At 73.1% G+C, this 22,403-nt stretch carries 24 protein-coding genes; 11 read left to right on the top strand and 13 right to left on the bottom strand.

The genetic code is table 11. The features are described from left to right. Nucleotides 1–256 precede the first annotated feature (256 nt). Nucleotides 257–1,348 carry a GDSL-type esterase/lipase family protein gene (locus ACFV5H_RS20130; protein ID WP_385044984.1) on the top strand — a complete coding sequence of 364 codons (1,092 nt, stop codon included), beginning with the start codon at nt 257–259 and terminating at the stop codon, nt 1,346–1,348. 66 nt (nt 1,349–1,414) lie between these two features. Then, nucleotides 1,415–3,052: a cellulase family glycosylhydrolase gene (locus ACFV5H_RS20125; protein WP_385044987.1), complete on the top strand. Its 1,638-nt coding sequence runs from the start codon at nt 1,415–1,417 to the stop codon at nt 3,050–3,052. Between the two features lie 46 nt (nt 3,053–3,098). On the opposite strand, the gene ACFV5H_RS20120 is transcribed toward ACFV5H_RS20125, so the two are convergent. Beyond that, complete coding sequence (locus ACFV5H_RS20120; protein ID WP_385044989.1) at nt 3,099–3,740, bottom strand: class F sortase; 642 nt, start codon at nt 3,738–3,740, stop codon at nt 3,099–3,101. A 175-nt stretch (nt 3,741–3,915) separates the two neighbouring features. Then, nucleotides 3,916–4,449, bottom strand: a complete 534-nt coding sequence (locus ACFV5H_RS20115) for a hypothetical protein (RefSeq protein WP_385196309.1) — start codon at nt 4,447–4,449, stop codon at nt 3,916–3,918. Between the two features lie 251 nt (nt 4,450–4,700). Here ACFV5H_RS20115 and ACFV5H_RS20110 point away from each other — a divergent pair, with 251 nt between their 5' ends. The 3 genes from ACFV5H_RS20110 to ACFV5H_RS20100 all read left to right on the top strand — a co-directional run bounded on the left by ACFV5H_RS20110 (nt 4,701) and on the right by ACFV5H_RS20100 (nt 7,687). Next, nucleotides 4,701–5,864 (top strand): MFS transporter, encoded by a 1,164-nt coding sequence (locus ACFV5H_RS20110; RefSeq protein ID WP_385196307.1) that lies wholly within the window; start codon nt 4,701–4,703, stop codon nt 5,862–5,864. Between the two features lie 161 nt (nt 5,865–6,025). Further along, the gene (locus ACFV5H_RS20105; protein ID WP_385044995.1) at nt 6,026–6,916 is read left to right on the top strand and encodes an SDR family oxidoreductase; all 891 of its coding nucleotides are present in this window, start codon (nt 6,026–6,028) and stop codon (nt 6,914–6,916) included. A gap of 36 nt (nt 6,917–6,952) precedes the next feature. Continuing rightward, nucleotides 6,953–7,687 carry a maleylpyruvate isomerase family mycothiol-dependent enzyme gene (locus ACFV5H_RS20100; RefSeq protein WP_385196304.1) on the top strand — a complete coding sequence of 245 codons (735 nt, stop codon included), beginning with the start codon at nt 6,953–6,955 and terminating at the stop codon, nt 7,685–7,687. A gap of 12 nt (nt 7,688–7,699) precedes the next feature. Here the strand turns inward: ACFV5H_RS20100 and ACFV5H_RS20095 are convergent, their stop codons facing one another. Further along, the gene (locus ACFV5H_RS20095) at nt 7,700–8,092 is read right to left on the bottom strand and encodes a MarR family winged helix-turn-helix transcriptional regulator (protein WP_385045000.1); all 393 of its coding nucleotides are present in this window, start codon (nt 8,090–8,092) and stop codon (nt 7,700–7,702) included. 212 nt (nt 8,093–8,304) lie between these two features. Here ACFV5H_RS20095 and ACFV5H_RS20090 point away from each other — a divergent pair, with 212 nt between their 5' ends. Further along, entirely contained in the window at nt 8,305–8,544 is a 240-nt protein-coding gene (locus ACFV5H_RS20090) for a DUF6332 family protein (RefSeq protein ID WP_385196316.1), read from the top strand. Here ACFV5H_RS20090 and ACFV5H_RS20085 read toward each other — a convergent pair. From ACFV5H_RS20085 to ACFV5H_RS20075, 3 genes are all read right to left on the bottom strand, one after another. Next, a complete protein-coding gene (locus tag ACFV5H_RS20085) occupies nt 8,505–9,170 on the bottom strand; it encodes a response regulator (protein WP_385045003.1) in 666 nt (221 codons plus the stop codon). The two genes, ACFV5H_RS20090 and ACFV5H_RS20085, sit on opposite strands and share 40 nt — an antisense overlap. Then, on the bottom strand, nt 9,167–10,453 hold the full coding sequence (locus ACFV5H_RS20080) for a sensor histidine kinase (protein WP_385196302.1): 1,287 nt from the start codon (nt 10,451–10,453) through the stop codon (nt 9,167–9,169). The genes ACFV5H_RS20085 and ACFV5H_RS20080 overlap by 4 nt, the downstream gene beginning before the upstream one ends. Nucleotides 10,454–10,548: 95 nt before the next feature. Next, the gene (locus ACFV5H_RS20075; protein WP_385045008.1) at nt 10,549–11,292 is read right to left on the bottom strand and encodes a TetR/AcrR family transcriptional regulator; all 744 of its coding nucleotides are present in this window, start codon (nt 11,290–11,292) and stop codon (nt 10,549–10,551) included. A 234-nt stretch (nt 11,293–11,526) separates the two neighbouring features. Between ACFV5H_RS20075 and ACFV5H_RS20070 the strand changes: the two genes are divergently transcribed. Continuing rightward, nucleotides 11,527–11,982: a nitroreductase family deazaflavin-dependent oxidoreductase gene (locus ACFV5H_RS20070; protein ID WP_385045011.1), complete on the top strand. Its 456-nt coding sequence runs from the start codon at nt 11,527–11,529 to the stop codon at nt 11,980–11,982. On the opposite strand, the gene ACFV5H_RS20065 is transcribed toward ACFV5H_RS20070, so the two are convergent. After that, the gene (locus ACFV5H_RS20065) at nt 11,972–13,204 is read right to left on the bottom strand and encodes a geranylgeranyl reductase family protein (protein WP_385196299.1); all 1,233 of its coding nucleotides are present in this window, start codon (nt 13,202–13,204) and stop codon (nt 11,972–11,974) included. The genes ACFV5H_RS20070 and ACFV5H_RS20065 overlap by 11 nt on opposite strands. Nucleotides 13,205–13,398: 194 nt before the next feature. Here ACFV5H_RS20065 and ACFV5H_RS20060 point away from each other — a divergent pair, with 194 nt between their 5' ends. Then, entirely contained in the window at nt 13,399–14,760 is a 1,362-nt protein-coding gene (locus tag ACFV5H_RS20060; protein ID WP_385045014.1) for a dipeptidase, read from the top strand. Between the two features lie 79 nt (nt 14,761–14,839). Beyond that, entirely contained in the window at nt 14,840–15,604 is a 765-nt protein-coding gene (locus tag ACFV5H_RS20055) for an MBL fold metallo-hydrolase (protein WP_385045017.1), read from the top strand. Nucleotides 15,605–15,613: 9 nt separating this feature from the next. Here the strand turns inward: ACFV5H_RS20055 and ACFV5H_RS20050 are convergent, their stop codons facing one another. The 3 genes from ACFV5H_RS20050 to ACFV5H_RS20040 all read right to left on the bottom strand — a co-directional run bounded on the left by ACFV5H_RS20050 (nt 15,614) and on the right by ACFV5H_RS20040 (nt 18,025). After that, on the bottom strand, nt 15,614–16,654 hold the full coding sequence (locus tag ACFV5H_RS20050; RefSeq protein WP_385045020.1) for an NUDIX domain-containing protein: 1,041 nt from the start codon (nt 16,652–16,654) through the stop codon (nt 15,614–15,616). Between the two features lie 149 nt (nt 16,655–16,803). Next, complete coding sequence (locus tag ACFV5H_RS20045; protein WP_385045023.1) at nt 16,804–16,995, bottom strand: hypothetical protein; 192 nt, start codon at nt 16,993–16,995, stop codon at nt 16,804–16,806. A gap of 76 nt (nt 16,996–17,071) precedes the next feature. Further along, nucleotides 17,072–18,025 carry an ROK family protein gene (locus ACFV5H_RS20040; protein ID WP_385045026.1) on the bottom strand — a complete coding sequence of 318 codons (954 nt, stop codon included), beginning with the start codon at nt 18,023–18,025 and terminating at the stop codon, nt 17,072–17,074. A gap of 197 nt (nt 18,026–18,222) precedes the next feature. Here ACFV5H_RS20040 and ACFV5H_RS20035 point away from each other — a divergent pair, with 197 nt between their 5' ends. Beyond that, nucleotides 18,223–19,317, top strand: coding sequence for a LacI family DNA-binding transcriptional regulator (locus ACFV5H_RS20035; RefSeq protein WP_385196296.1), 1,095 nt, complete (start codon nt 18,223–18,225; stop codon nt 19,315–19,317). Between the two features lie 7 nt (nt 19,318–19,324). Continuing rightward, nucleotides 19,325–20,140, top strand: a complete 816-nt coding sequence (locus ACFV5H_RS20030; protein ID WP_385196293.1) for a hypothetical protein — start codon at nt 19,325–19,327, stop codon at nt 20,138–20,140. Nucleotides 20,141–20,143: 3 nt separating this feature from the next. Here ACFV5H_RS20030 and ACFV5H_RS20025 read toward each other — a convergent pair whose 3' ends face one another. From ACFV5H_RS20025 to ACFV5H_RS20015, 3 genes are all read right to left on the bottom strand, one after another. Further along, entirely contained in the window at nt 20,144–20,362 is a 219-nt protein-coding gene (locus ACFV5H_RS20025; protein WP_385045034.1) for a helix-turn-helix domain-containing protein, read from the bottom strand. Beyond that, nucleotides 20,362–20,859 (bottom strand): DUF2975 domain-containing protein, encoded by a 498-nt coding sequence (locus ACFV5H_RS20020; protein WP_385045037.1) that lies wholly within the window; start codon nt 20,857–20,859, stop codon nt 20,362–20,364. Before ACFV5H_RS20020 ends, ACFV5H_RS20025 begins: the two co-directional genes overlap by 1 nt. A gap of 74 nt (nt 20,860–20,933) precedes the next feature. Continuing rightward, nucleotides 20,934–22,205, bottom strand: a complete 1,272-nt coding sequence (locus ACFV5H_RS20015; protein ID WP_385045039.1) for a DUF6986 family protein — start codon at nt 22,203–22,205, stop codon at nt 20,934–20,936. Nucleotides 22,206–22,403 lie beyond the last annotated feature (198 nt).

The following is a 22,403-nucleotide window of genomic DNA, read 5'->3' as shown; positions in this document are numbered from 1 at the left end:
GCTCTCCTTTTTGGTGGGTGGGGTGGTTTTTTTTTTACCCCCCCGGGGGGCGCGCCCCGGTCGGGCCGCCGGCCCCGCACCCCGGGGGCCGGGCGGGGGGGGGGGCGCCCCCCCGGGGCCCCCCCCCCCGACGGCGTACGGGCATCGGGGCGGCGGACCGTAATCCGTCCCGCCTCTTGACGCGTCAATGACAACAGTGGCTTGATGACCTCATGGGAGCGCTCCCACCTCATCCAAGGAAAAGGAAGGGGAAACCATGCGCGACACCCGTCTCCTGCGCTTACGCACGCTTCCGCTCCTCGGCCTGCTGGCCGCCCTGCTCCTCCCCCTCGGGCTGACCCTCGCGCCGGGTGCGGCGGCCGCGCCGGCGGCGGCCGACCCGGTGCGCGTCATGCCGCTGGGCGACTCCATCACCGGGTCGCCGGGCTGCTGGCGGGCCCTGCTGTGGAACCGGCTGCTGGACGCCGGGCACACGGACATCGACTTCGTCGGCACCCTGCCCGCCCAGGGCTGCGGCGTGGCGCACGACGGGGACAACGAAGGGCACGGCGGCGAACTGGTCACCAACGTGGCGGACCAGAACCTGCTCCCCGCACGGCTGGCGGCGACGCTGCCGGACATCGTTGTCATGCACTTCGGCACGAACGACGTCTGGAGCAGCGTCTCCCCCGACCGCATCCTCGCCGCCTACACCAGGCTCGTGGGACAGATGCGGGAGTCCAACCCGGACATGCGGGTCCTCGTCGCCCAGATCATCCCCATGAACCCCAGCACCTGCGCCGCCTGCGCCCAGCGCGTGGCCGACTTCAACGCCCGTGTCCCCGCCTGGGCCGCGGCGACGAGCACCGACCGCTCCCCGGTGACCGTGGTCGACCAGTGGACGGGCTTCGACACGGCCACCGACACCTACGACGGCGTCCACCCGAACGACGCCGGCAACGAGAAGATCGCCGCACGCTGGTTCCCGGCCCTGGCCGCGCTGCTGGAGGAAGGCGTCCCGGGCGACCCCGACGACCCGGACGAGCCCGGCGACGCCACCTGCACCGCCTCCTTCCGGGCGGTCTCCACCTGGCAGGGCGGCTACCAGGCCGAGGTGACGGTACGCAACACCTCCGCCGCCCCCGTCACGGGCTGGACGGTGACGGTCGTACCGGCGAACGGCGCGCGCGTCGGCCAGCTCTGGAACGGCACCCTCGGCACGGCCGCCGACGGCACGGCCACCGTCACCAACGCGAGCTGGAACGGGGCCCTCGCCCCCGACGCGAGCACCGCCTTCGGCTTCATCGCCACCGCCCCGGCAACCTCCTCGGCCCCGGCGGCGACCGTCCACTGCACGGCCACCTCCTGACCGCACGCACGGACCGACGCACGGCGCACAGCAAGGACAGCCGACCGCACCCCCACTGGAGCCGCCATGAGATCCCGTACGCCCGCCTCCCCACGAGCCGTCGGCCTGCTCGCCGCCCTCCTGGGACTCCTCCTCCCGTTCCTCTCCTTCACCACTCCGGCGCACGCGGCGCCCACCGGGTTCCGCGTCGAGAACGGCCGGCTCCTCGAAGCGTCCGGGAACGACTTCGTGATGCGCGGTGTCAACCACGCGCACACCTGGTACGCTGACCGGATCAGCTCACTGGCGCACATCAAGGCCAAGGGCGCCAACACCGTGCGCGTCGTCCTCTCCAGCGGCGACCGCTGGACCCGCAACGACGCCGCCGACGTGGCGAACGTGGTCGCGCAGTGCAAGCAGAACCGGCTGATCTGCGTCCTGGAGGTGCACGACACCACCGGCTACGGCGAGCAGAGCGGAGCGACCACCCTCTCCCGGGCCGCCGACTACTGGATCAGCGTCCGGAGCGCCCTGGCCGGCCAGGAGGACTACGTCATCGTCAACATCGGCAACGAGCCGTACGGCAACACCAATTACACGGCCTGGACGGCCGACACCAAGGCAGCCGTCCAGAAGCTGCGCGACGCCGGGTTCGACCACACGCTGATGGTCGACGCCCCCAACTGGGGCCAGGACTGGGCGTTCACGATGCGCGACAACGCCGCCTCGGTCTTCGCCGCCGACCCGGACGCCAACACCGTGTTCTCCATCCACATGTACGGCGTCTTCGACACCGCCGCCGAGATCAGCGACTACCTGGGGCGCTTCGTCTCGGCGAAACTCCCCATCGTGGTCGGCGAGTTCGGCCACAACCACTCCGACGGCGACCCCGACGAGGACACCATCCTGGCCGTCACCCGGCAGCTCGGCCTCGGCTACCTCGGCTGGTCCTGGAGCGGCAACGGCGGCGGCGTCGAGTACCTCGACATGGTCACGAACTTCGACCCGAACCAGCTCACCAGCTGGGGCGAGCGCCTCTTCAACGGCGCCAACGGCATCGCGGCCACGTCCGAGGAGGCCGCGGTCTACGGATCCGGTCCGGGCGACGACACCACGGCCCCGACCGCTCCCGGCACCCCGGCCGCCTCGGCGGTGACCGCCTCGTCCGCGACCCTCACCTGGGGCGCCGCCGGCGACGCGAACGGTGTCACGGGCTACGACGTCGTACGGATCAGTGGCGGCGCGGAGACCGTCGTCACCACGACGGCCGGCACCTCCGCCACCGTCACCGGCCTCACCGCGGACACGTCCTACACCTTCGCCGTCTACGCCCGGGACGCCGCCGGCAACCGCTCGCAGCGCTCCGCCACGGTGACCGTCACCACGTCCTCCGGCGGCACGACGGGCGCCTGCGCGGTCGGCTACCGGGTGACCGGTGAGTGGCCCGGCGGCTTCCAGGGCGAGGTCACCGTCCGCAACACCGGCAGTTCGGCGGTCAACGGCTGGACGCTGACCTGGACCTTCCCGGCCGACCAGCGGATCACCAACATGTGGGGCGGCACGCCGACGCAGAGCGGTTCCGAGGTCAGCGTCGCCGCCGCCTCGTACACCGCGTCGATCCCCGCGTCCGGCTCGGTCTCCCTGGGCTTCACGGCCTCGCGGACCGGCGCGAACCCCAGCCCCACGGCGTTCGGCCTGAACGGCGCGGCCTGCTCCGTGGCCTGACGGACCGCTGCCCGGAAGGCGTCCTCCCCCCTTCCGGGCAGCCGGCTCAGACGAGATGGGCGAAGACCACCAGGTTCTCGGTGTAGTCCTTGGCGGCGTGGTCGTAGTCCCCCGAGCAGGTGATGAGCCGCACCTGGGCGTCGGGGGTGTCCGCGTACACGCGCTCGTCGGGGAAGTCGTCCTTCTCGAAGGACTCCGCCTCGTCCACCACGAACGTCGCCTTGCTGCCGTCGGCGCGCAGCACCCGGAAGCGGTCGCCCTTCTCGAGTTCGCCGAGCCGCGCGAACACGGCCGGGGACGTCGTCGTGTCCACGTGCCCGGCGATGATCGCCGTACCGCGTTCGCCCGGGGAGGCACCCTTGGCGTACCAGCCGACCAGGTTGGTGTTGTGGGGCGGCGGCGGTTCGAGCCGGCCCTTGCTGCCGATGGCGAGGTCGATGAAGGGTGCGTCGACGTCGATGGCGGGGATGAGCAGCCGCTTCGGCTCGGAGCGCGGCAGGTGCTCGGCCGCCGTTTCACGGGTGGCGGACTCGCCGGTGGCCGGGGCGCTCGCGGCGGGGGCGGACGGCGCGGCGGAGACCGCGGATGCCGCGCGCGGCCCGTGCGCGTCGTCGGGAGGGCCCTCCCCGCCGCCCATCAGCGTCGTGGCCAGCAGCAGGCCGGCTCCGCTCCAGAAGACCGCCGTCATGACGGCGCGCAGCCTCCGCCGCGTCGGCGACGCCTGATCGGTTTCGAGGGGGGAAGGGGGACTGGCCGGCATCGGGGGGACCACCTCATTCGGACACGGCACACGGACGAGCGAGCGGGGCCGTCATGACGCGCGAGGCACGTACGACGGCCCCGTCTATGGAGCCGGGCATGGCTCAGGCCACGCTCCCGGCGGCCTTCTTGCGGCGCAGCGCGTAGGCGCCGGTGCCGAGGACCGCCAGTGCGGCCAGGCCGCCCGCGGTGACACCGGGCTCGGCGAGTCCGCCGCCACCGGTGTGCATGCCGCCGCGCGGCTTCTCCTCCTTGCTCCACTCCTTGTCCTGCTTGCCGCCGTAGGACTCCTCGCTGCCCGAGTCGTCCTTCTCCTTGTACGTCTCGGGGTCGTACTTCGGGTCCTTGGCGGTGCCCCAGTCCTCCTCGCCCACGGCGGTCAGGGCCCCACCGCCCGTGTGCACGCCGCCGTGCGGCTTGTCGTGCTTGCTCTCCTTGTCGTACTCCTTGCTCTCCTTGCTCTCCTTGCTCTCCTTGTCGTACTCCTTGCTCTCCTTGCTCTCCTTGTCGTACTCCTTGCTGTGCGAGGACTTGTCGTAGTCCCCGTCGCCCGAGTGGTCGGCGTAGGCTGCGGGCGCGGCGATGGCGAGGGCCGCCGTGGCCGTCGCGGTGGCGAGCACCATGCGGGCAGAGCGCATCTGGGAGTCCTTCCACGGGAGACTGGGCAGCTGACTCCTCGCCAGCACGGATGTCCCGGCCTCCGGCATGATCCACGCTCATTCATGGCGTCCGGTCCCACCATCCGGGACGATCACACGGGTTAACGCCCCCACTCCTCCGGCGGCACACCGGCCGCGTCCGCCCCGTTCAGGGCTCTCTTGCCGCAGGCCGCGACGCTGCCTAGCCTGACTTTGTGCCACTGATAAACAAAACCCGCTCGCACAGTGTGGTGCCGGATACCGACCTCGTCCGACTCCGTCTCGCCCTGACCGCCTTCTTCGCCCTCGACGGCTTCGTCTTCGCCGGCTGGGTGGTGCGCATCCCCGCCGTCAAGGAACAGACCGGCGCCTCCGCGAGCGCCCTCGGCCTGGCCCTGCTCGGCGTCTCCGCCGGGGCCGTGATCACCATGACGCTCACCGGCCGCCTGTGCCGCCGGTACGGCAGCCATCTCGTCACCGTCGTCTGCGCGGTCCTGCTCTGCCTGAGCGTCGGACTGCCCCCGCTGACCCGTTCCGTCCTCGCGCTCGGCACCGTACTGCTGCTGTTCGGCGCGGCGTACGGCGGGATCAACGTCGCCTTCAACAGTGCCGCCGTCGACCTGGTGGCCGCGCTGGGACGGCCCGTCATGCCGAGCTTCCACGCCGCGTTCAGTCTGGGCGGCATGATCGGCGCGGGGCTGGGCGCGCTGGTCGCCGGTTCGCTGTCGCCCACCCGGCATCTGTGGGGGCTCGCCGCCGTGGGGCTGCTCGTGACGGCCGTCGCGGGGCGGGTGCTGATGCGGTGCGAGCCCCTGACCCCGGCGGACGCGGGACGGACCGGGCAGGGCGCCCCACGCCGGCCGGACCGCCGTACCCGCGCGCTGGTGATCGTCTTCGGGCTCATCGCGCTGTGCACCGCGTACGGCGAAGGGGCGCTGGCCGACTGGGGCGCGCTCCACCTGGAGGAGGACCTCGGCGCCTCGCCGGGTGCCGCGGCCGTCGGGTACTCCTGTTTCGCGCTGGCCATGACGGTCGGGCGGCTCTCCGGGACGACGCTGCTGGAACGGCTGGGCCGGACCCGTACCGTCCTCGTCGGCGGTTCCACCGCGGCGGCCGGCATGCTGCTCGGCGCGCTCGCGCCGTCCCTGTGGGCGGCCCTGCTCGGTTACGCGGTCACCGGTCTCGGGCTCGCCAACCTGTTCCCCGTGGCCGTCGAGCGGGCGGGCGCGCTCGCGGGCGCCGGCGGGGTCGCCACCGCCTCCACCCTGGGCTACGGCGGCATGCTCCTCGGCCCGCCCGCGATCGGCTTCATGGCGGACTGGTTCAGCCTCCCGGCCGCGCTGACCAGCGTGGCGGTGCTGGCGGCGGTGGCCACCGTCATCGGCTTCGCCACCCGTCACGTGCGCGCGGACTGATTCCACCCGGTCCCCCGGCCGACCGGGTGGCAACGGTCCCCCGGCCGTCCGGGGGGCGGTGGGGCGGACCGGATCGGGTGCGCGGTGCCGGGGTACCCGGGCGGTGGTGTCCGCCGTCCTCCGTCGGCGGGCGCCGACCGTACGACCGCCCCTCCAGGGACATGGGAGAGACCGTGACCGAGCAGCAGAATCCCGTCGAGCAGCACCCGACCCCCGACTTCCCGTCCCAGGACCAGCCGCATCCCGGCTGGACCGGTCCCATGGACCCGCCGCCGGACCACGGGGAGGACTCCTACCGGGGCAGCGGCCGGCTGGCGGACCGCAAGGCCGTGATCACGGGCGGGGACTCGGGGATCGGCCGGGCGGTCGCCCTGGCGTTCGCCCGCGAGGGCGCCGACGTGGTCTTCACGTACCTGGACAGCGAGAAGGACGACGCCGCCGAGACCGCGCGATGGGTGGAGGAGGCCGGCCGGCGGGCCGTGCCCGTCGCGTGCGACGTCCGGGACGAGGAGAACTGCCGGGCGCTGATCGACCGCGCGGTGTCGGAGTTCGGCCGGATCGACATCCTGGTGAACAACGCGGCGTACCAGATGTCGCAGCCCGACGGCATCGAGGCGATCTCCACCGAGCAGTTCGACCGCGTGATGCGGACCAACCTGTACGGCATGTTCTGGCTGTGCAAGCTGGCCGTGCCGCACATGCGGGAGGGCGGCAGCATCATCAACTCGGCCTCCGTGCAGGCCTACAAGCCGAGCCCGCACCTGCTGGACTACGCGACCACGAAGGGCGCCATCGTCACGTTCACCCAGGGACTGGCGCAGATGCTGATCGAACGGGGCGTCCGGGTCAACGCCGTGGCACCGGGGCCGGTGTGGACGCCGTTGATCCCGGCGACCCTGCCGGACACCGCGGAGTTCGGCAAGCAGGCGCCCATCGGGCGTCCGGCCCAGCCGGCCGAGATGGCCCCGGCGTATGTCTTCCTCGCCTCGCAGGAGGCGTCGTACATCACCGCGGAGATCGTGAACGCGACGGGCGGGACCCCGCTCCCGTAGGGACCGGGCAGGCGTCCGTACGGCAGACTCCTGCCCATGGACACTGCCTGGTTCCTGGAAACACTGGAGAAAGAGGGCCAGTTGCTGGCCGACGCCGCGGAGCGGGCGGGCACGGACGCCGCCGTGCCGACCTGCCCGGGGTGGCGTACGCGGGACCTGGTCCGGCACACCGGTGTGGTGCACCGGTGGGCCGCGGCCTTCGTCGCGGACGGGTACACCGCGCCGCGCCCGATGGACGAACACCCCGCACTGGACGGCCCCGCGCTCGTGGCCTGGTACCGCGACGGCCACCGCCTCCTGGTGGACACCCTGACGGGTGCGGCGCCCGACGTGGAGTGCTTCACCTTCCTGCCCGGACCGCCCTCCGCGCTCGCGTTCTGGGCCCGCCGGCAGGCGCACGAGACGACCGTCCACCGGTTCGACGCCGAGTCGGCACGCGGCGGCACGCCGTCGCCGGTCGCCACGGACTTCGCCGTGGACGGCGTCGACGAGCTGCTGCGCGGGTTCCACGCGCGGCCCAGGAGCCGGGTGCGCACCCGGACGCCCCGCGTCCTGCGGGTGCGCGCGACCGACGCGGACGCGGTGTGGACCGTACGGCTGTCCCAGGAGCCGCCGGTGACCAGCCGGGGCGCGGCCGGGGACACGGAGTGCGAACTGTCCGGGCCCGCCGAGCAGTTGTATCTCGCGCTGTGGAACCGGGTGCCGGTACCGGCGGTGTCGGGCGATCCGGAGCTCGCCGCGCTCTGGCGGGAGACGTCCGCCGTGGGCTGAGGGCCCCGCCGCTCAGCCGTCGGAGAGCATCCGGGCCAGCACCGCGCGCTGCACGGGCAGTACCTCGCCGTGCAGCGCGCGCCCCTTCGCCGTGAGCGACACCCTCACTCCCCGCCGGTCCTCCGGACACGTCCCGCGCTCGGCGAGGCCCTCCTTCTCCAGCCGGGCGACCAGCCGGGAGAGCGCGCTCTGGCTCAGATGGACGCGCTCGGAGATCTCCTGGACGCGGTAGGAGCAGCCGCCCGGTCCGGAGCCCTGCGCGAGGATGTCGAGGACCTCGAAGTCACTTGCGCACAGGCCGTGTCCCTGCAGGGCGCGGCCGATCTCGCACTGGGTGCGCGCATGCAGCGCGAGCACGTCCCGCCACCGTTCCACGAGCGCCTGTTCGGCCTGCTTCGCCGCCATGGGCGCACCGTAGCAGGCATGCGCGTACGAGTCTCCCGAGCACACCTTCTCCACTCACCGCCCCCGTCCCCGACGGACGTCGCGGCCGGGTACCCTGCCCGCCGGGGCGCACGCCTGTTCCACTCCTCGGGTGGCCGGATGCAGGGGGCGGGCGTGACGGGGGACGGCGGACGGGGGACGGGGGACGGCGGAGCCGGGCCGAGCGGGACGCGATCACCGTGGAGATCGGGTGCGCGCTGTGCAGCGCGGCGTTCGCGGCGGCGGTCGTCCTCGGGGCCGTGGCGGGGCCGGCGCTGCTCTTCGAGCTGCCGGGCGCCTTCGGGACGGTGCTGCGCCACACCGGATCACTGCTCGCGACCGTGCTGTTCGCCGTCCGCACGGTATCCGTACCGGTCGGGTTCCGGCGGGCGTCTCAGCCCAGCCAGCCGGGCCGTACCAGCCCCGACTCGTAGGCCAGCACGACCAGTTGGGCCCGGTCGCGGGCGCCCAGTTTCACCATGGTGCGGCTGACGTGGGTCTTGGCGGTGAGCGGGCTGACGACCAGACGGCGGGCGATCTCCTCGTTGGACAGACCGATGCCGACCAGCGCCATGACCTCCCGCTCCCGCTCGGTGAGCCCGGACAGGGCGCCGGCGGCGGCCGGTTCCTTGGAACGGGCCGCGAACTCCGCGATCAGCCGGCGCGTCACCCCGGGCGACAGCAGCGCGTCGCCGTCGACCACCGCCCGCACCGCGCGCAGCAGTTCCTCCGGCTCGGTGTCCTTGACCAGGAAGCCCGAGGCTCCCGAGCGGATCGCCTCGAAGACGTACTCGTCCAGCTCGAAGGTGGTGAGCATGACCACCTTCACGTCCCCCGGCCCCGCGTCGCCGGTGACCCGGCGGGTCGCGGCGAGACCGTCGAGCACGGGCATGCGGATGTCCATGAGCGCGACGTCGGGCCGCAGTTCGCGGATCAGCCGCACCGCCTCCTCGCCGTCGGACGCCTCCCCGGCCACCTCGATGTCCGGCTGCGCGTCCAGCAGCGCGCGGAATCCCGCCCGGACCAGTGACTGGTCGTCGGCGAGCAGTACGCGGATCACCGGTCCTCCTCGGCCTCGATCGGCAGTACGGCGAGCACCCGGAAGCCGCCGTCCGGGCGCGGGCCCGCCTCGATGGTGCCATCCAGCGCGGCGGCCCGCTCCCGCATCCCGGCGAGCCCGTTCCCGCTGCCGCCCGCGTCGGCGCCGGTGGCGGGCCCGTCGTCGTCGACGCGCAGCCGCAGCCGCCCCCCGCCCCGTTCGATCCGCACCCGCGCCTCGCGCGAGCCCGAGTGCCGTACGACGTTGGTGAGGGCCTCCTGGACGATGCGGAAGGCGGCCAGGTCCGCACCGGGCGGCAGGCGTGGCGGCTCCCCCTCGACCGTCACGGTGAGGCCCGCGCTCGCGGCCTGCTCCACCAGTTCGGGCAGCCGGTCCAGGCCGGGCGCCGGTGCGCGCGGCGCGGCTCCCGGCGCGCGCAGCGTGTCGAGCACCTGACGCACCTCCCCGAGCGCCTCCTTGCTCTTGGCCTTGATGGTGGTGAGCGCGCTGCGCGCCTGCTCCGGGTCGCTGTCCAGCAGGGCGAGACCGACGCCCGCCTGCACATTGATGACGGAGATGCTGTGCGCGAGGACGTCGTGCAGTTCGCGGGCGATCCGCAGCCGCTCCTCGTCCGCGCGCCGCCGTGCCGCCCGGGCCCGCTCGGCCCGCTCCCGCGCCCACTGCTCACGGCGGGCCCGGGCCAGTTCCGACACCGCCACGAGCGCCACCGCCCAGGTGGCGATCACGATCTCCTGGTTCCAGGAGCGCGCCCGGTCACCGGAGGGCGGCAGCCATCCGTACAGCACATGGGCGATCAGCACATGTCCCGCCCAGAACGTCCCCATCGCCGCCCACGCGGCATGCCGGTGCCCCGAGACGACGGCGCTGAAGCAGGCGACGGCGACGGTGAGGAACACCGGCCCGTACGGGTATCCGGCCCCGTCGTAGAGCAGGACGGCGGCCACGGTGCCGAACACGACGGGCACGGGGTGACGCCCGCGCCACAGCAGGACCGCGCCCGCCAGGAACAGCAGGACCTGCCCGAGGGGGTCCAATGCGACCCGCTCGCCCTCCTGGGCGTGCTCGACGAAGCCGGATCCGACCAGCACGAACACCGTGAGCAGCACGGTGGAACGCCAGGGCCACCGGGGGCGCCGGTTCTCGCTGCCGTCGGTGGCCGCGGCTCCGGAGGTCCCGTTGTCCTCGTGGACCCGGCGGATCCCGCCGGGCGGGCCGTGCCGGAGCGACCGCCCCGGACGCCACCGCCCCGGTGGCCCGCCGCCGGGTCCGCGCTGCTCGTCCATGTCCGTCACGCTAGACGCCGGACGCCCGGTGCGACGTCAGCCCGGCGTGGTGATCACACGTACTCCCGGCGGAGTACGCCCGTCCGCCCCGCCTCCTACGACGGCTCGGCGGCGGGCCCGCCCGGCGCGGCCACGGGGCCCTGCTGCGGGTACACCAGACCCACGGAGTGCGCGAGCTGCCCCACCGCGTGACGGAAGAACGTGTCGCGGTCCTCCACCACCCGGTTGAACTGCCCGAACAGCTCGAACCCGATCAGCCCGAACAACTGGGCCCAGGCGGCCACCATCGTCACCACCACCTCGGGCGGCAGGTCGGGGGCGAGGTCGGCGGCCATGCGCACGGCCTCGGGCCTCAGCTCGGCCGGCAGCGGGGGCTTGGCGAGGCCGAGGCCCTGGTGCGCGTCACGGAGGATGCCGATGACGACGAGGGCGGAGCGGGCGGCGGCCGGAACGGTCGTCTCGGGCGCGGTGTAGCCGGGCACCGGCGTGCCGTAGATCAGCGCGTACTCGTGCGGGTGCCCGAGCGCCCAGCCGCGCACGCCCTCGCACACGGCGGTCCAGCGCCGCACCGGTCCGACGTCGGCGGCCGCGTCCCGGGCCGCTTCGGCCGCCGCGCCGAGGGAGTCGTAGGCGTCGATGATGAGCGCGGTCAGCAGGTCGTCGCGGCTGGGGAAGTAGCGGTAGAGCGCGGAGGAGGCCATGCCGAGCTCGCGGGCGACGGCCCGCAGCGAGAGCTTGACGGCACCCTCCTTCGCGAGCTGTCTGCGGGCCTCTTCCTTGATGGCCGCGGTGACTTCGATCCTGGCCCGGGCGCGGGCGCCATGTGCGGTGCTGCTCATGCGGACCAGTGTTCCATGGATCCAGAGCAGTGCACACAAACGAGAGCAGCGCACACAAGTGCGATCAGCGAACACAAACGCGATCGGCGTACACAAGCAAGAGCGGCGCACACAAATGAGAGCACTGCTCTTGCTTTGACGCCCCGACATCGTGCAGACTGAAGACACACCGCGAGAGCAGTGCTCACAAAAGAGATCAGCGCTCTCGCCACCACTCCGACCTGGGGGTCACCGATGCCGTCGTCCACGCCGTACTACCTCAAGGGCAGCCCCATGAACGTCCGGCTCAACAGCGTCATCGGCTGGCTGGCCCGGCACGGCGTCAGCCTCGCCGGCACCGCGGAGATGTCCGTCCGCGGCCGCAAGAGCGGACAGATGCAGCGCATCCCGGTCAACCCGCACACCCACGACGGCGGGCAGTACCTGGTCTCGGCACGCGGTCACTCCCAGTGGGTGCGCAACATGCGCGCCGCCGGCGGCGGGGAACTGCGTGTGGGACGCAAGGTCCGCGCCTTCACCGCGGTGGAGCTTCCCGACGAGGAGAAGCTCCCGATCCTGCGCACCTACCTGGAGAAGTGGGGCTGGGAGGTGAACCAGTACTTCCAGGGGGTCACCGCCCGGTCCTCCGACGAGGAGATCGTCGCGGCCGCCCACGACCACCCGGTCTTCCGGATCACGGTCAGGAGCTGACCTCGTCGCCCGCGGGACGCCGGTCCAGCGCCATCAGCGCGCGGTGCGCCAGCGGGTGGGTGCGGACCAGCTCGCCGAGCGTCGTCGAGCCCTGCGTGATGTCCTTGAACGCCTTCCAGGCCGGGCGGAAACCGGTGAGGACCGCGTGGAACACCCCCGGACGCCGCTCGAACGCGGCCAGCATCCGCTTGCCGACGCTCATCTCCACACCGAGCCCCGCCTTGACGGCGAAGGCGTAGTTCAGCGCCTGCCGGCGCGTGTCCACGGCGTCGTGCGCCTCGGCGATCCGCACCGCCCACTCCCCCGCCAGCCGGCCCGAGCGCAGCGCGAAGGAGATGCCCTCGCGGGTCCACGGCTCCAGCAGCCCCGCCGCGTCCCCGCACACCAGCACCCGCCCGCGCGACAGCGGCGAGTCGTCGGCCCGGCAACGGGTCAAGTGACCGGAGGAGATGCTCGGTTCGAAGCCGGCGAGGCCGAGCCGCCCGATGAAGTCCTCCAGGTAGCGCTTGGTCGCGGCGCCTTCACCCCGCCGCGAGATCACACCGACGGTGAGCGTGTCGCCCTTGGGGAAGACCCAGCCGTAACTGCCGGGCATCGGGCCCCAGTCGATGAGCACCCGCCCCTTCCAGTCCTCTGCGACCGTCTCCGGCACCGGGATCTCCGCCTCCAGGCCCAGGTCGACCTGGTCCAGCTTGACGCCGACGTGGGCCCCTATGCGGCCCGCGCTGCCGTCCGCGCCGACCACGGCCCGCGCGAGCACCGTCTCGCCGCCCTGCAGGACGACCGCGACCGTGCGCCGGTCCGGTACGGCCGAGCCGTGCTGCTCCACCCGCTGCACGGCGACGCCGGTGCGCAGCTCGGCGCCCGCCTTCTGCGCGTGCTCCACGAGCTGCTGGTCGAACTCGGGCCGGTTGATCAGCCCGAACAGCATCTGCCGGGAGTGGCGGGTGCGGCTGAAGCGGCCGTTGTGGGAGAACGTCACCGCGTGCACCCGGTCCTTGAACGGCAGCTCGAAGCCGGGAGGGAGCGAATCGCGGGAGGGGCCGATGATGCCGCCGCCGCACGTTTTGTAGCGCGGCAGCTCCGCCTTCTCCAGCAACAGCACGCGCCGTCCCGCGACCGCCGCCGCGTAGGCGGCCGAGGCCCCCGCGGGTCCCGCGCCCACCACGACGACGTCCCATACCTGCTGTACGTCGTCCGCCGAAGAGTTCTCGCTGCTCACGATGGTCTACTGCTCCCGATCCAGCCGCCTGCCGCTGATGTCCTCCCGCATCCTACGGCGGCGATCACCTCGGGCCGCTGTGGGAGGATCGGCGGCGTAAGTGCCCCGTACACGGGTCCTCACGCACACCGCACGATCATCTCGTACAAAGAAGTACGCAGAAGTACAACGTCGCACCCACAAGGAGCGTGCCCATGTCGTCGAATCCGGTCGCCGCGACCGTCGCCTCGCTGATGCCCAGGGCGAAGGAGGAGCTCACCGAACTGGTGGCCTTCAAGTCGGTGGCGGACTTCGGCCAGTTCCCGCGCGAGGAGAGCGAGGGCGCCGCGCGCTGGATCGCGGACGCGCTCACCGCCGAGGGCTTCCAGGACGTGGCGCTGCTCGACACCCCGGACGGCACGCAGTCGGTCTACGGCTGCCTGCCGGGCCCGGAGGGCGCGAAGACCGTGCTGCTGTACGCGCACTACGACGTGCAGCCGCCGCTGGACGAGGCCGGCTGGGCCACCCCGCCCTTCGAGCTGACCGAGCGCGACGGCCGCTGGTACGGGCGCGGGGCCGCCGACTGCAAGGGCGGCGTGATCATGCACCTGCTGGCGCTGCGGGCGCTGAAGGCGAACGGCGGCGTCCCCGTGCACGTCAAGGTGATCGTCGAGGGTTCGGAGGAGCAGGGCACCGGCGGCCTGGAGCGGTACGCCGAGGAGCACCCCGGCCTGCTGACGGCCGACACGATCGTGATCGGCGACGCGGGCAACTTCCGCGCCGGTCTGCCGACGGTCACCTCCACGCTGCGCGGCATGACGCTCGTCCGGGTGCGGATCGACACCCTGGAGGGCAACCTGCACTCCGGCCAGTTCGGCGGGGCCGCGCCGGACGCGCTGGCCGCGCTGGTGCGCGTACTGGACTCGCTGCGCGCCGAGGACGGCAGCACCACCGTCGACGGGCTGGCCGGCGACAAGACGTGGGACGGGCTGCAGTACGACGACGAGGGGTTCCGTAAGGACGCCAAGGTGCTGGACGGTGTGGAGCTGATCGGTTCCGGCACGGTCGCCGACCGCATCTGGGCGCGTCCGGCGGTGACCGTGCTCGGCATCGACTGCCCGCCGGTGGTCGGCGCCACGCCGTCGGTGCAGGCGAGCGCCCGCGCGCTGATCAGCCTGCGGGTGCCGCCGGGCGTCGACGCGGCCGAGGCGACGAAGCTCCTGCGGGCGCACGTGGAGGCGCACACGCCGTGGGGCGCGCGGGTGAGCACCGAACAGATCGGCCAGGGGCAGGCGTTCCGCGCGGACACCACCAGTCCGGCCTACCGGGCCATGGCCGACGCGATGGCGGTGGCGTACCCGGGCCAGGAGATGCAGTACGCCGGCCAGGGCGGCTCGATCCCGCTGTGCAACACCCTCGCCGCCCTCTACCCGAAGGCGGAGATCCTGCTCATCGGCCTGAGCGAGCCGGAAGCTCAGATCCACGCGGTGAACGAGAGCGTGTCCCCCGACGAGCTCGAGCGGCTGTCGGTCGCGGAGGCACTGTTCCTGCGCACCTACGCGTCCGGCGCGAACTGACGCCGGAGGGAGCGGTCCGCCGCTCTGCCGACGGCAGAGTCCCCGTCCGCGGGCGGGGACTTCGCCCTACGGTCGTGCCATGGACGTCGTAGAGCTCCACCCCCGCCTCCATCTCCTGCGCTTCCCCGTCGGCCAGGCGTACCTCTGGCGCGACGGCGGGGAGGGGCACGAGGAGGGGCTGACACTGGTCGACGCGGGGCCGGCGGGTTCCGGGGCGGCGATCGCCGAGGCCGTGACCGCGCTCGGCCGGCACCCGCGGGACGTACGCCGCGTGGTGCTCACCCACTTCCACGAGGACCACGCCGGCGGGGCGGCCGAGGTGGCGGCGCTCACCGGTGCCGAGGTACTGGCCCACCGGCTGGACGCACCGCACGTACGCGGTGAGGTTCCGGGCCCGTCCCCGGTGTTCGAGGAGTGGGAGCGGCCCCTGCACGAGCGGGCGGCGCGGCTCCTCCCTCCGGGAGACTTCGAACGCCCGGCCAGGGTCGTGGAGTTGTCGGACGGCGACGTTCTCGACGTGGGCGGCGGGGCGCACGTCGTGCACGTGCCGGGACACACGCTCGGCAGTGTCGCGCTGTACCTGCCCCGGTACGGCGTGCTGTTCACCGGCGACACGGTGGCCGCCTCGCCCGTGGACGGCACCGTGATGCCGGGTGTGTTCAACCTCGACGGCCGGCAGGTCCTCACCGCCTGTCGCCGGCTGGCCGCTCTCGACGCGGAGGTGGCCTGCTTCGGCCACGGCGAACCGGTGACCGAAGGCGCGGCCCGGGCACTGCGTGCGGCGGTGGACCGGGCGGACAGGGGCGCGGCGGAAGCCGGCGGAGCGGGCCGGGTCCCGGACTGACCGACGGCCTCAGCCGACCGGCACCCCGGCCTCCAGGTACATCGCCTTCCCGCGTTCCCGTGCCCGCAGGGCCCGGCGCAGCCGTTCGTAGCGGACCGGGGGCAGCAGATCGGCGGCCTCGGCCTCGGAGGCGAAGCGCCAGCCGCGCAGTTCCGGGCCGGGCAGCAGGAGGCGTCCGGCAGCCGCGGAGTCGAGACGGCCGCCGTCGAAGAGCAGCCGCAGGCCGCCGAATCCGGGTGGCGCGGGCGGCTCCCAGTCGACGACGAGGAGCGCCGGTACGTCGTCGAGGCGGATCCCGGTCTCCTCGGCGACCTCGCGCATGCCCGCACGCGCGGGGGCCTCACCGCGTTCCACGACCCCGCCCGGGAACTCCCAGCCCGGCTTGTAGGTCGGGTCGACGAGCAGCACCCGGTCCTGCTCGTCGAAGAGCAGCACCCCGGCGGCGACCGTCTCGGCGGTGGGCTCGGGCGTCTGCACGATGTCACAGGCCGGCGCCTCCCCGCTGCCGACCGCCCCGGCTATCCGCAGGGCGGTCTCGTAGGGGCTGAGGGTCGTGCTGTCGACCGGGTAGGCGTCGGCGGTGAGCCAGGCGGCGAGGGCCGCCTTGTACGGTTCGATGTGGTCGTACGACCATTGCCGGACGCGTATCTCGCCGTCGGGGAGGTCCGCCGGGAGCTCGCGGGCGGCTATGCGCTCACGCAGGATCGTTTCCGCCGGGGCGAGGAGGACATGCCTCACCGGTATGCGGCGGGCGGCGAGCCCGCCGAAGATCTCGTCGCGGTACTCCTGGCGCAGCAGGGTCATGGGGACCACGAGGGTCCCGCCGAGCTCGGCGAGCATCGCGGCCGCCGTGTCGATCACGAGTCGTCGCCAGATCGGGAGGTCCTGGAAGTCGCCGACCTCGGCGAGGCGTTTGGGCGGAAGCAGTCGTTCCAGTGCTCCGCCGATGACCTCGGGGTCGAAGAGCGTGCTGTTCGGGATCAGCTCGATCAGTTCGTGCGCGGTGGTGGTCTTTCCCGCACCGAACGCGCCGTTGACCCAGACGATCACGTTTCCCCCTCTTCTGTTGGCCCCCTGTGGCTTGCCCGCTCCACCCTGCCACGGAAACCAGATCCGGGAGAGAACGCATGAGAACGGCGCCGGCGCCCCTGTCGTCCAGGAACCGCCGACGCCGTACGGCCGCGTCGTGAGGGGTCTCGTCAGGCCTTGGTGCCCCGGTCGACGTCCAGGTCCAGGGTGTTGTTCTCGGCGACGGTCCGGTCGAGGGTGCCGAGGGTGTCGTCGACGCCGAGCGAGGTGACGCCCTCGGCGACCGCGTGCGACGGGGTGACGGCCGCGACGACGAAACCGGTGGCGAGGGAGGCGATGGCCAGCATGCTGCGCTTCTTCATACCGGGTTCAACTGGCGAAGCGGCCCCGAGGTCACGCGTGGGTTCCCGGCCCCGGGCGCCCGCCGTCCCGCGGCCCTCAGACCCCCGCCACCGCCGTGTCCGTCCTGCCCGTCAGTGCTGCCGCCGCCGCGCCCACCAGGCCCGCGTCCGTGCCCATCCGGGCCGGGGTCACGGCGAGGCGCTGGACGAAGGACAGGGTGGCGTACTCGGTGAGGGCCTTGCGGAGGGGGGCGAAGAGGACCTCGCCCGCCTTGCCGACGCCCCCGCCGATCACGGCGACGTCGATCTCGACGAGTGTCGCGGTGGCCGCGATCCCGGCGGCCAGCGCCCTGGCCGCCCGTTCGAAGGACGCCATGGCCACCGGGTCCCCGCCCCGGGCGGCGGCGGCCACCGCGGCGGCGGAGGTGTCGCCGTCCGGGCCGGGGCGCCAGCCGTTGTCCAGGGCGCGGCGGGCGATGTTGGGGCCGCTCGCGATGCGCTCCACGCAGCCGCGCGAACCGCACGGGCACAGGTCGCCGTCGAGGTCCACGCTGATGTGGCCGATGTGGCCGGCGTTGCCGGTGGGCCCGGGGTGCAGCCGGCCGCCGAGCACCAGGCCGCCGCCGACCCCGGTCGAGACGACCATGCACAGCGCGTTGTCGTGGCCGCGGGCGGCGCCCTGCCAGTGTTCGGCGGCCGTGATCGCCACCCCGTCGCCGATCAGCTCCACGGGCAGGCCCCCGGTCGCGTCCCGGACCCGGGCGACGAGCGGGTAGTCGCGCCAGCCGGGCACGTTGACCGGGCTCACCGTGCCGGCGGAGGCGTCCACGGGGCCGGCGCTGCCGATGCCCACCGCGCCGGCACGGTGCCACAGCGGGGACGCGGTGAGCTCACCGAGCACCGCCTCGACCGCCCGCATCACGGTCTCACCGTTCTCCTGCGCGGGCGTCGGCCGCTGGGCGCGGAGCAGGATCCGGCCCTGGCCGTCCACCAGCGCGCCCGCGATCTTGGTGCCGCCGATGTCGAGCGCGGCCACGAGGTCGGTGTGCATCAGTGTCGGATCCCCCCGTTGAAACATCAGAAAATCGCCGAGAACGACCATGTGCGACCACGAGGCAACACATGGAGCACGAGCAACGGCCCGGCCGTGCGGCGAGGTGCGGGCCGGAGTGTGCGTTGGACAGTGTCCCCCGAGCCTGACAACGTTGTCCAGGCTCTATGCTCGACGCCACATCCTCATACAAACCCATGGACCTACGCATCCCCGTGGCCGACAGGACAGGACACCGCACCGTGCCGGAGACGACCCGCCGCACCGACCGCATCCCAGGGACCCGTTACGGCAACCGTCCGACGATGAAGGACGTGGCCGCGCGTGCCGGGGTCGGGCTCAAGACGGTCTCCCGCGTGGTCAACGGCGAGCCCGGTGTCACGCCGGAGACGGAGCGCCGTGTCCAGGAGGCGATCGATGCGCTCGGCTTCCGCCGCAACGACAGTGCCCGCGTGCTGCGCAAGGGCCGCACCGCCAGCATCGGTCTGGTACTGGAGGATCTCGCGGACCCGTTCTACGGGCCGCTGAGCCGGGCGGTCGAGGAGGTGGCCCGCGCGCACGGCGCCCTGCTGATCAACGGCTCCAGCGCGGAGGACGCCGACCGCGAGCAGGAACTGGTGCTGGCGCTGTGCGCCCGGCGGGTGGACGGTCTGGTGGTGATCCCGGCCGGGGACGACCACCGCTATCTGGAGCCGGAGATCAAGGCGGGCGTCGCCACCGTCTTCGTGGACCGTCCGGCCGGGCACATCGACGCGGACGTCGTCGTGTCGGACAACCACGGCGGCGCCCACGACGGCGTGAGCCACCTGATCGCGCACGGTCACCGCAGGATCGGCTTCATCGGCGACATGCCCCGCATCCACACCGCGGCCGAGCGGCTGCGCGGCTACCGGACCGCCATGGAGGACGCGGGGATAGCGGTGGCGGACTCCTGGATGTCGCTGGGCGTCACCGACCCGGAGCGGGTGCGCCGGGCGGCCGAGGAGATGCTCTCCGGACCGGACCCGGTCACCGCGATCTTCACGGGCAACAACCGGGTGACGGTCACCGTGATCCGGGTGCTGGCCGGGCACACCCGCCGGGTCGCCCTGGTCGGCTTCGACGACATCGAGCTCGCCGATCTGCTCCAGCCCGGTGTCACGGTCGTCGCCCAGGACGCGGCGGCCCTCGGCCGGACCGCGGCCGAGCGGCTGTTCCGCCAGCTGGACGGCACCCTGCTCGCCCCGGAGCGCATCGAGCTCCCCACCCGGCTGATCACCCGCGGCTCCGGCGAGCTGCCCCCGGCGGACTGAGCGGGCGGTGCCGTCGGAGGAGGACCGCACCCTGCGGGCGCTGGGCCTGGAGAAGGCGCCGCGCGAGCACCCGCTGCTGTATCCGGGCGCCTGGCCGCGGGATTCGGGGCTGCTGAACGGGGACCGGCTGCTGCCGCTGGACCGCCTGGTGTACGAGGACCGCGTGCCCGTGCTCGCGGTCGGCTCCAACGCCTGCCCCGGTCAGCTGCGGCACAAGATGGCCGAGTCCAGGATCGTCACACCGGTGCCGATGGTGCGGACGCGGGTGACGGGCGTCGACATCGGTGTCTCGGCGCACGTCAGCCGTATGGGCTATGTGTCCCACTCGCCGGTCCGTGCCCCGGGGACGGTGCGGGAGCTGTTCGTCCTCTGGCTCGACGCCCGGCAGCTCGCGGTGATCGACGCGAGCGAGGGCGCGCCGCGGCCGGACGGCAACTTCCACCGCGCCTGGCTGCCCGCCCCCGATGTGCGCGTCGAACTCGCCGACGGCTCCACGCTCCCCGGCACGTACGCGTACGTGAACCGTCACGGCGTGCTGCACGACGGCACCGGCGTCCCGCGCACCCATCCGGGCCAGCGGACGCTGCTCACCGAGCTGCTCGTGAACGTGCCCGGACTGCGGGAGCTGTTCGGCGTCTCCCCCGAGGAGTTCTGCGCACGGGCCCGCGCCGACCTCCGGCTGTGCGCGCGGGGCACCCGGCTGTTCGCGGAGGAGAAGCTGGTGACGGTCTGCGGCCTGGAGCGGTATGCGGGGTCCGAGCAGTACGGACGTCCCGGTACCGGCGCGTCGCCGGCGCCGCTGCCGAGGCGGGGGCGCGGGTGACGGTCAGGGCCGGCCGTCGTCGGGCTCCCAGCGCAGCAGGTCGCCCGGCTGGCACTCGAGCACGTCGCAGAGCGCGGCGAGGGTCGTGAAGCGCACCGCCTTGGCGCGGCCGTTCTTGAGCACCGCCAGATTGGCCGGTGTGATGCCGACGCGTTCGGCGAGTTCGCCCACGGACATCTTCCGCTTGGCCAGCATCACGTCGATGTCGACGGCGATCGGCATCAGATCACCTCGGCCAGCTCGGCCCGCATCCGCGACGCCTCGACGTCGCGCGCGACGGCCTGCGCCAGCAGCATCCGCAGGACGAGTACGACCAGGGCGATGCCCAGGATCGCCAGGCCGGCCCCGCCCAGCAGTGCCACGACGCCCGGGGCCACGGCCTCGCCGGGCGCGAGGAGCGCCCCGAGCGCGAACACCAGCAGCGCGGCGGCGACGAACGCGCCGATGACGGTGTGCACGTAGCGGAAGGCGGCGTGGGAGAAGACGGTCCCGCGCCGCACCATCGTCACCAGCCGCCAGACGCAGACCAGCACGACCTGGGCCGTCACGACGCCGAGGACCACGACGAGGAGGAACGGGACGCGCAGATGGGAGTGGTCCGCGTCCAGCCCTTCGAGGTCGCCCGCCATCAGCGGCACCAGCACCGCCTGGATCCCCAGGGAGCCCGCCAGCAGCGCCACCATCACGGTGCGCAGCGCGAGCACGGTCAGCCGTCCCATCACCCCTCCTTGAACCGAATCACGATGGAAAACTATCGAAATTCGATAGGTGGAGCAAGCGGGTGCGCCCCGGACTACCGCGCGAAGCCCTCCAGGTCGGCGCGAGACAGCGAGGTCGGGCGTGTCACCTCGGCGGCGTCCAGGGCACCGCAGTCCAGGCCGCGCAGCAGGTATCCGGCGAGGGCCTTGGCGGTGGCGGGCTCGTCCATGACGTCACCGCCGGCCCGGTCGACGTACCGGGCGAGACGGGCGGCGGCCTGCGCGAAGCCCTCGCGGTAGAAGGCGAAGACGGCCGCGTAGCGGGTGGGGAGGTGGCCGGGGTGCATGTCCCAGCCCTGGTAGTAGGCGCGGGCGAGGGCGCGGCGGACGAGGCCGTAGTGCAGCCGCCAGGCGTCGTGGACCTGCTCCGCGGGGCCGACGGGCAGCACGTTGGTGGAGCCGTCCGAGAGGCGTACGCCGGTGCCCGCGGCGGCGACCTGCATGACGGCCTTGGCGTGGTCGGCGGCCGGGTGGTCGCTCGCCTGGTGCGCGGCGGAGACGCCGAGGCAGGCGCTGTAGTCGAAGGTGCCGTAGTGCAGCCCGGTGGCGCGGCCCCGGGCGGCCTGGATCATGCGGGCGACGGTGGCGGTGCCGTCGGTGGCGAGGATGGACTGGCTGGTCTCGATCTGGATCTCGAAGCCGATCCGGCCGGGTGCGAGGCCGCGCGCCTCCTCGAAGGCGTCGAGGAGCCGGGCCATGGCGGTGACCTGCTCGGGATAGGTGACCTTGGGCAGGGTCAGGACCAGTCCGTCCGGCAGGCCGCCGGCCTCCATGAGGCCGGTGAGGAAGATGTCGAGGGTGCGGATGCCCCGGTCGCGGACGGCGGCCTCCATGCACTTCACGCGGATGCCCATGTACGGGGCCGCGGTGCCGTCGCCGTACGCCTCGGCGATCAGCCGGGCCGCGCGGGCCGCGGCCTCGTCCTCCTCGGCGTCGGGGCGGTTGCCGTAGCCGTCCTCGAAGTCGACGCGCAGGTCCTCGACCGGTTCGCGCTCCAGCTTGGCGCGGACGCGGCCGTACACGTCCTCGGCCAGTGCGCCGTCCAGTCCGAGGACGGCGGCGAAGGAGGCGGCGTCCGGGGCGTGTTCGTCGAGCGCCGCGAGGGCCCGGTCGCCCCAGGTGCGGAGGGTGTCGGCGGCGAAGGCGTCGCCGGGGACGTAGACGGTGTGGACGGGCTGACGGGTGCCGGGGTCTCCGGGGTAGCGGCGCTCCAGTTCGGCGTCGACCGGTGCGAGGGAGGCGCCGATCTCCTCGGTGACGGCGCCCGCGAGACTCGTCGCCACCCGCTCCTGCTGCCCCTGACCCATCCCACACCCTCCCGATTTTCCGCGATACGGAATCAACAATCCGTTGAATGAAGTTATCGGGCCTGCTTCCCCCGGTCAACACCATCGTGCGACCCGGTCCGCTCCCCCACCTCTCCATGTGCACGTCCGTCCCCGGTGGTCTTCCACGACGCCCTGTGACACACCGAGGCCCCCGCGACCGGTGCGGTCGCGGGGGCC

The sequence above is a fragment of the Streptomyces sp. NPDC059787 genome (assembly GCF_042732315.1).
GTDB classification, from domain to species: Bacteria; Actinomycetota; Actinomycetes; order Streptomycetales; family Streptomycetaceae; genus Streptomyces; species Streptomyces atrovirens.
This window is presented reverse-complemented; position numbering and strand designations above follow the sequence as displayed.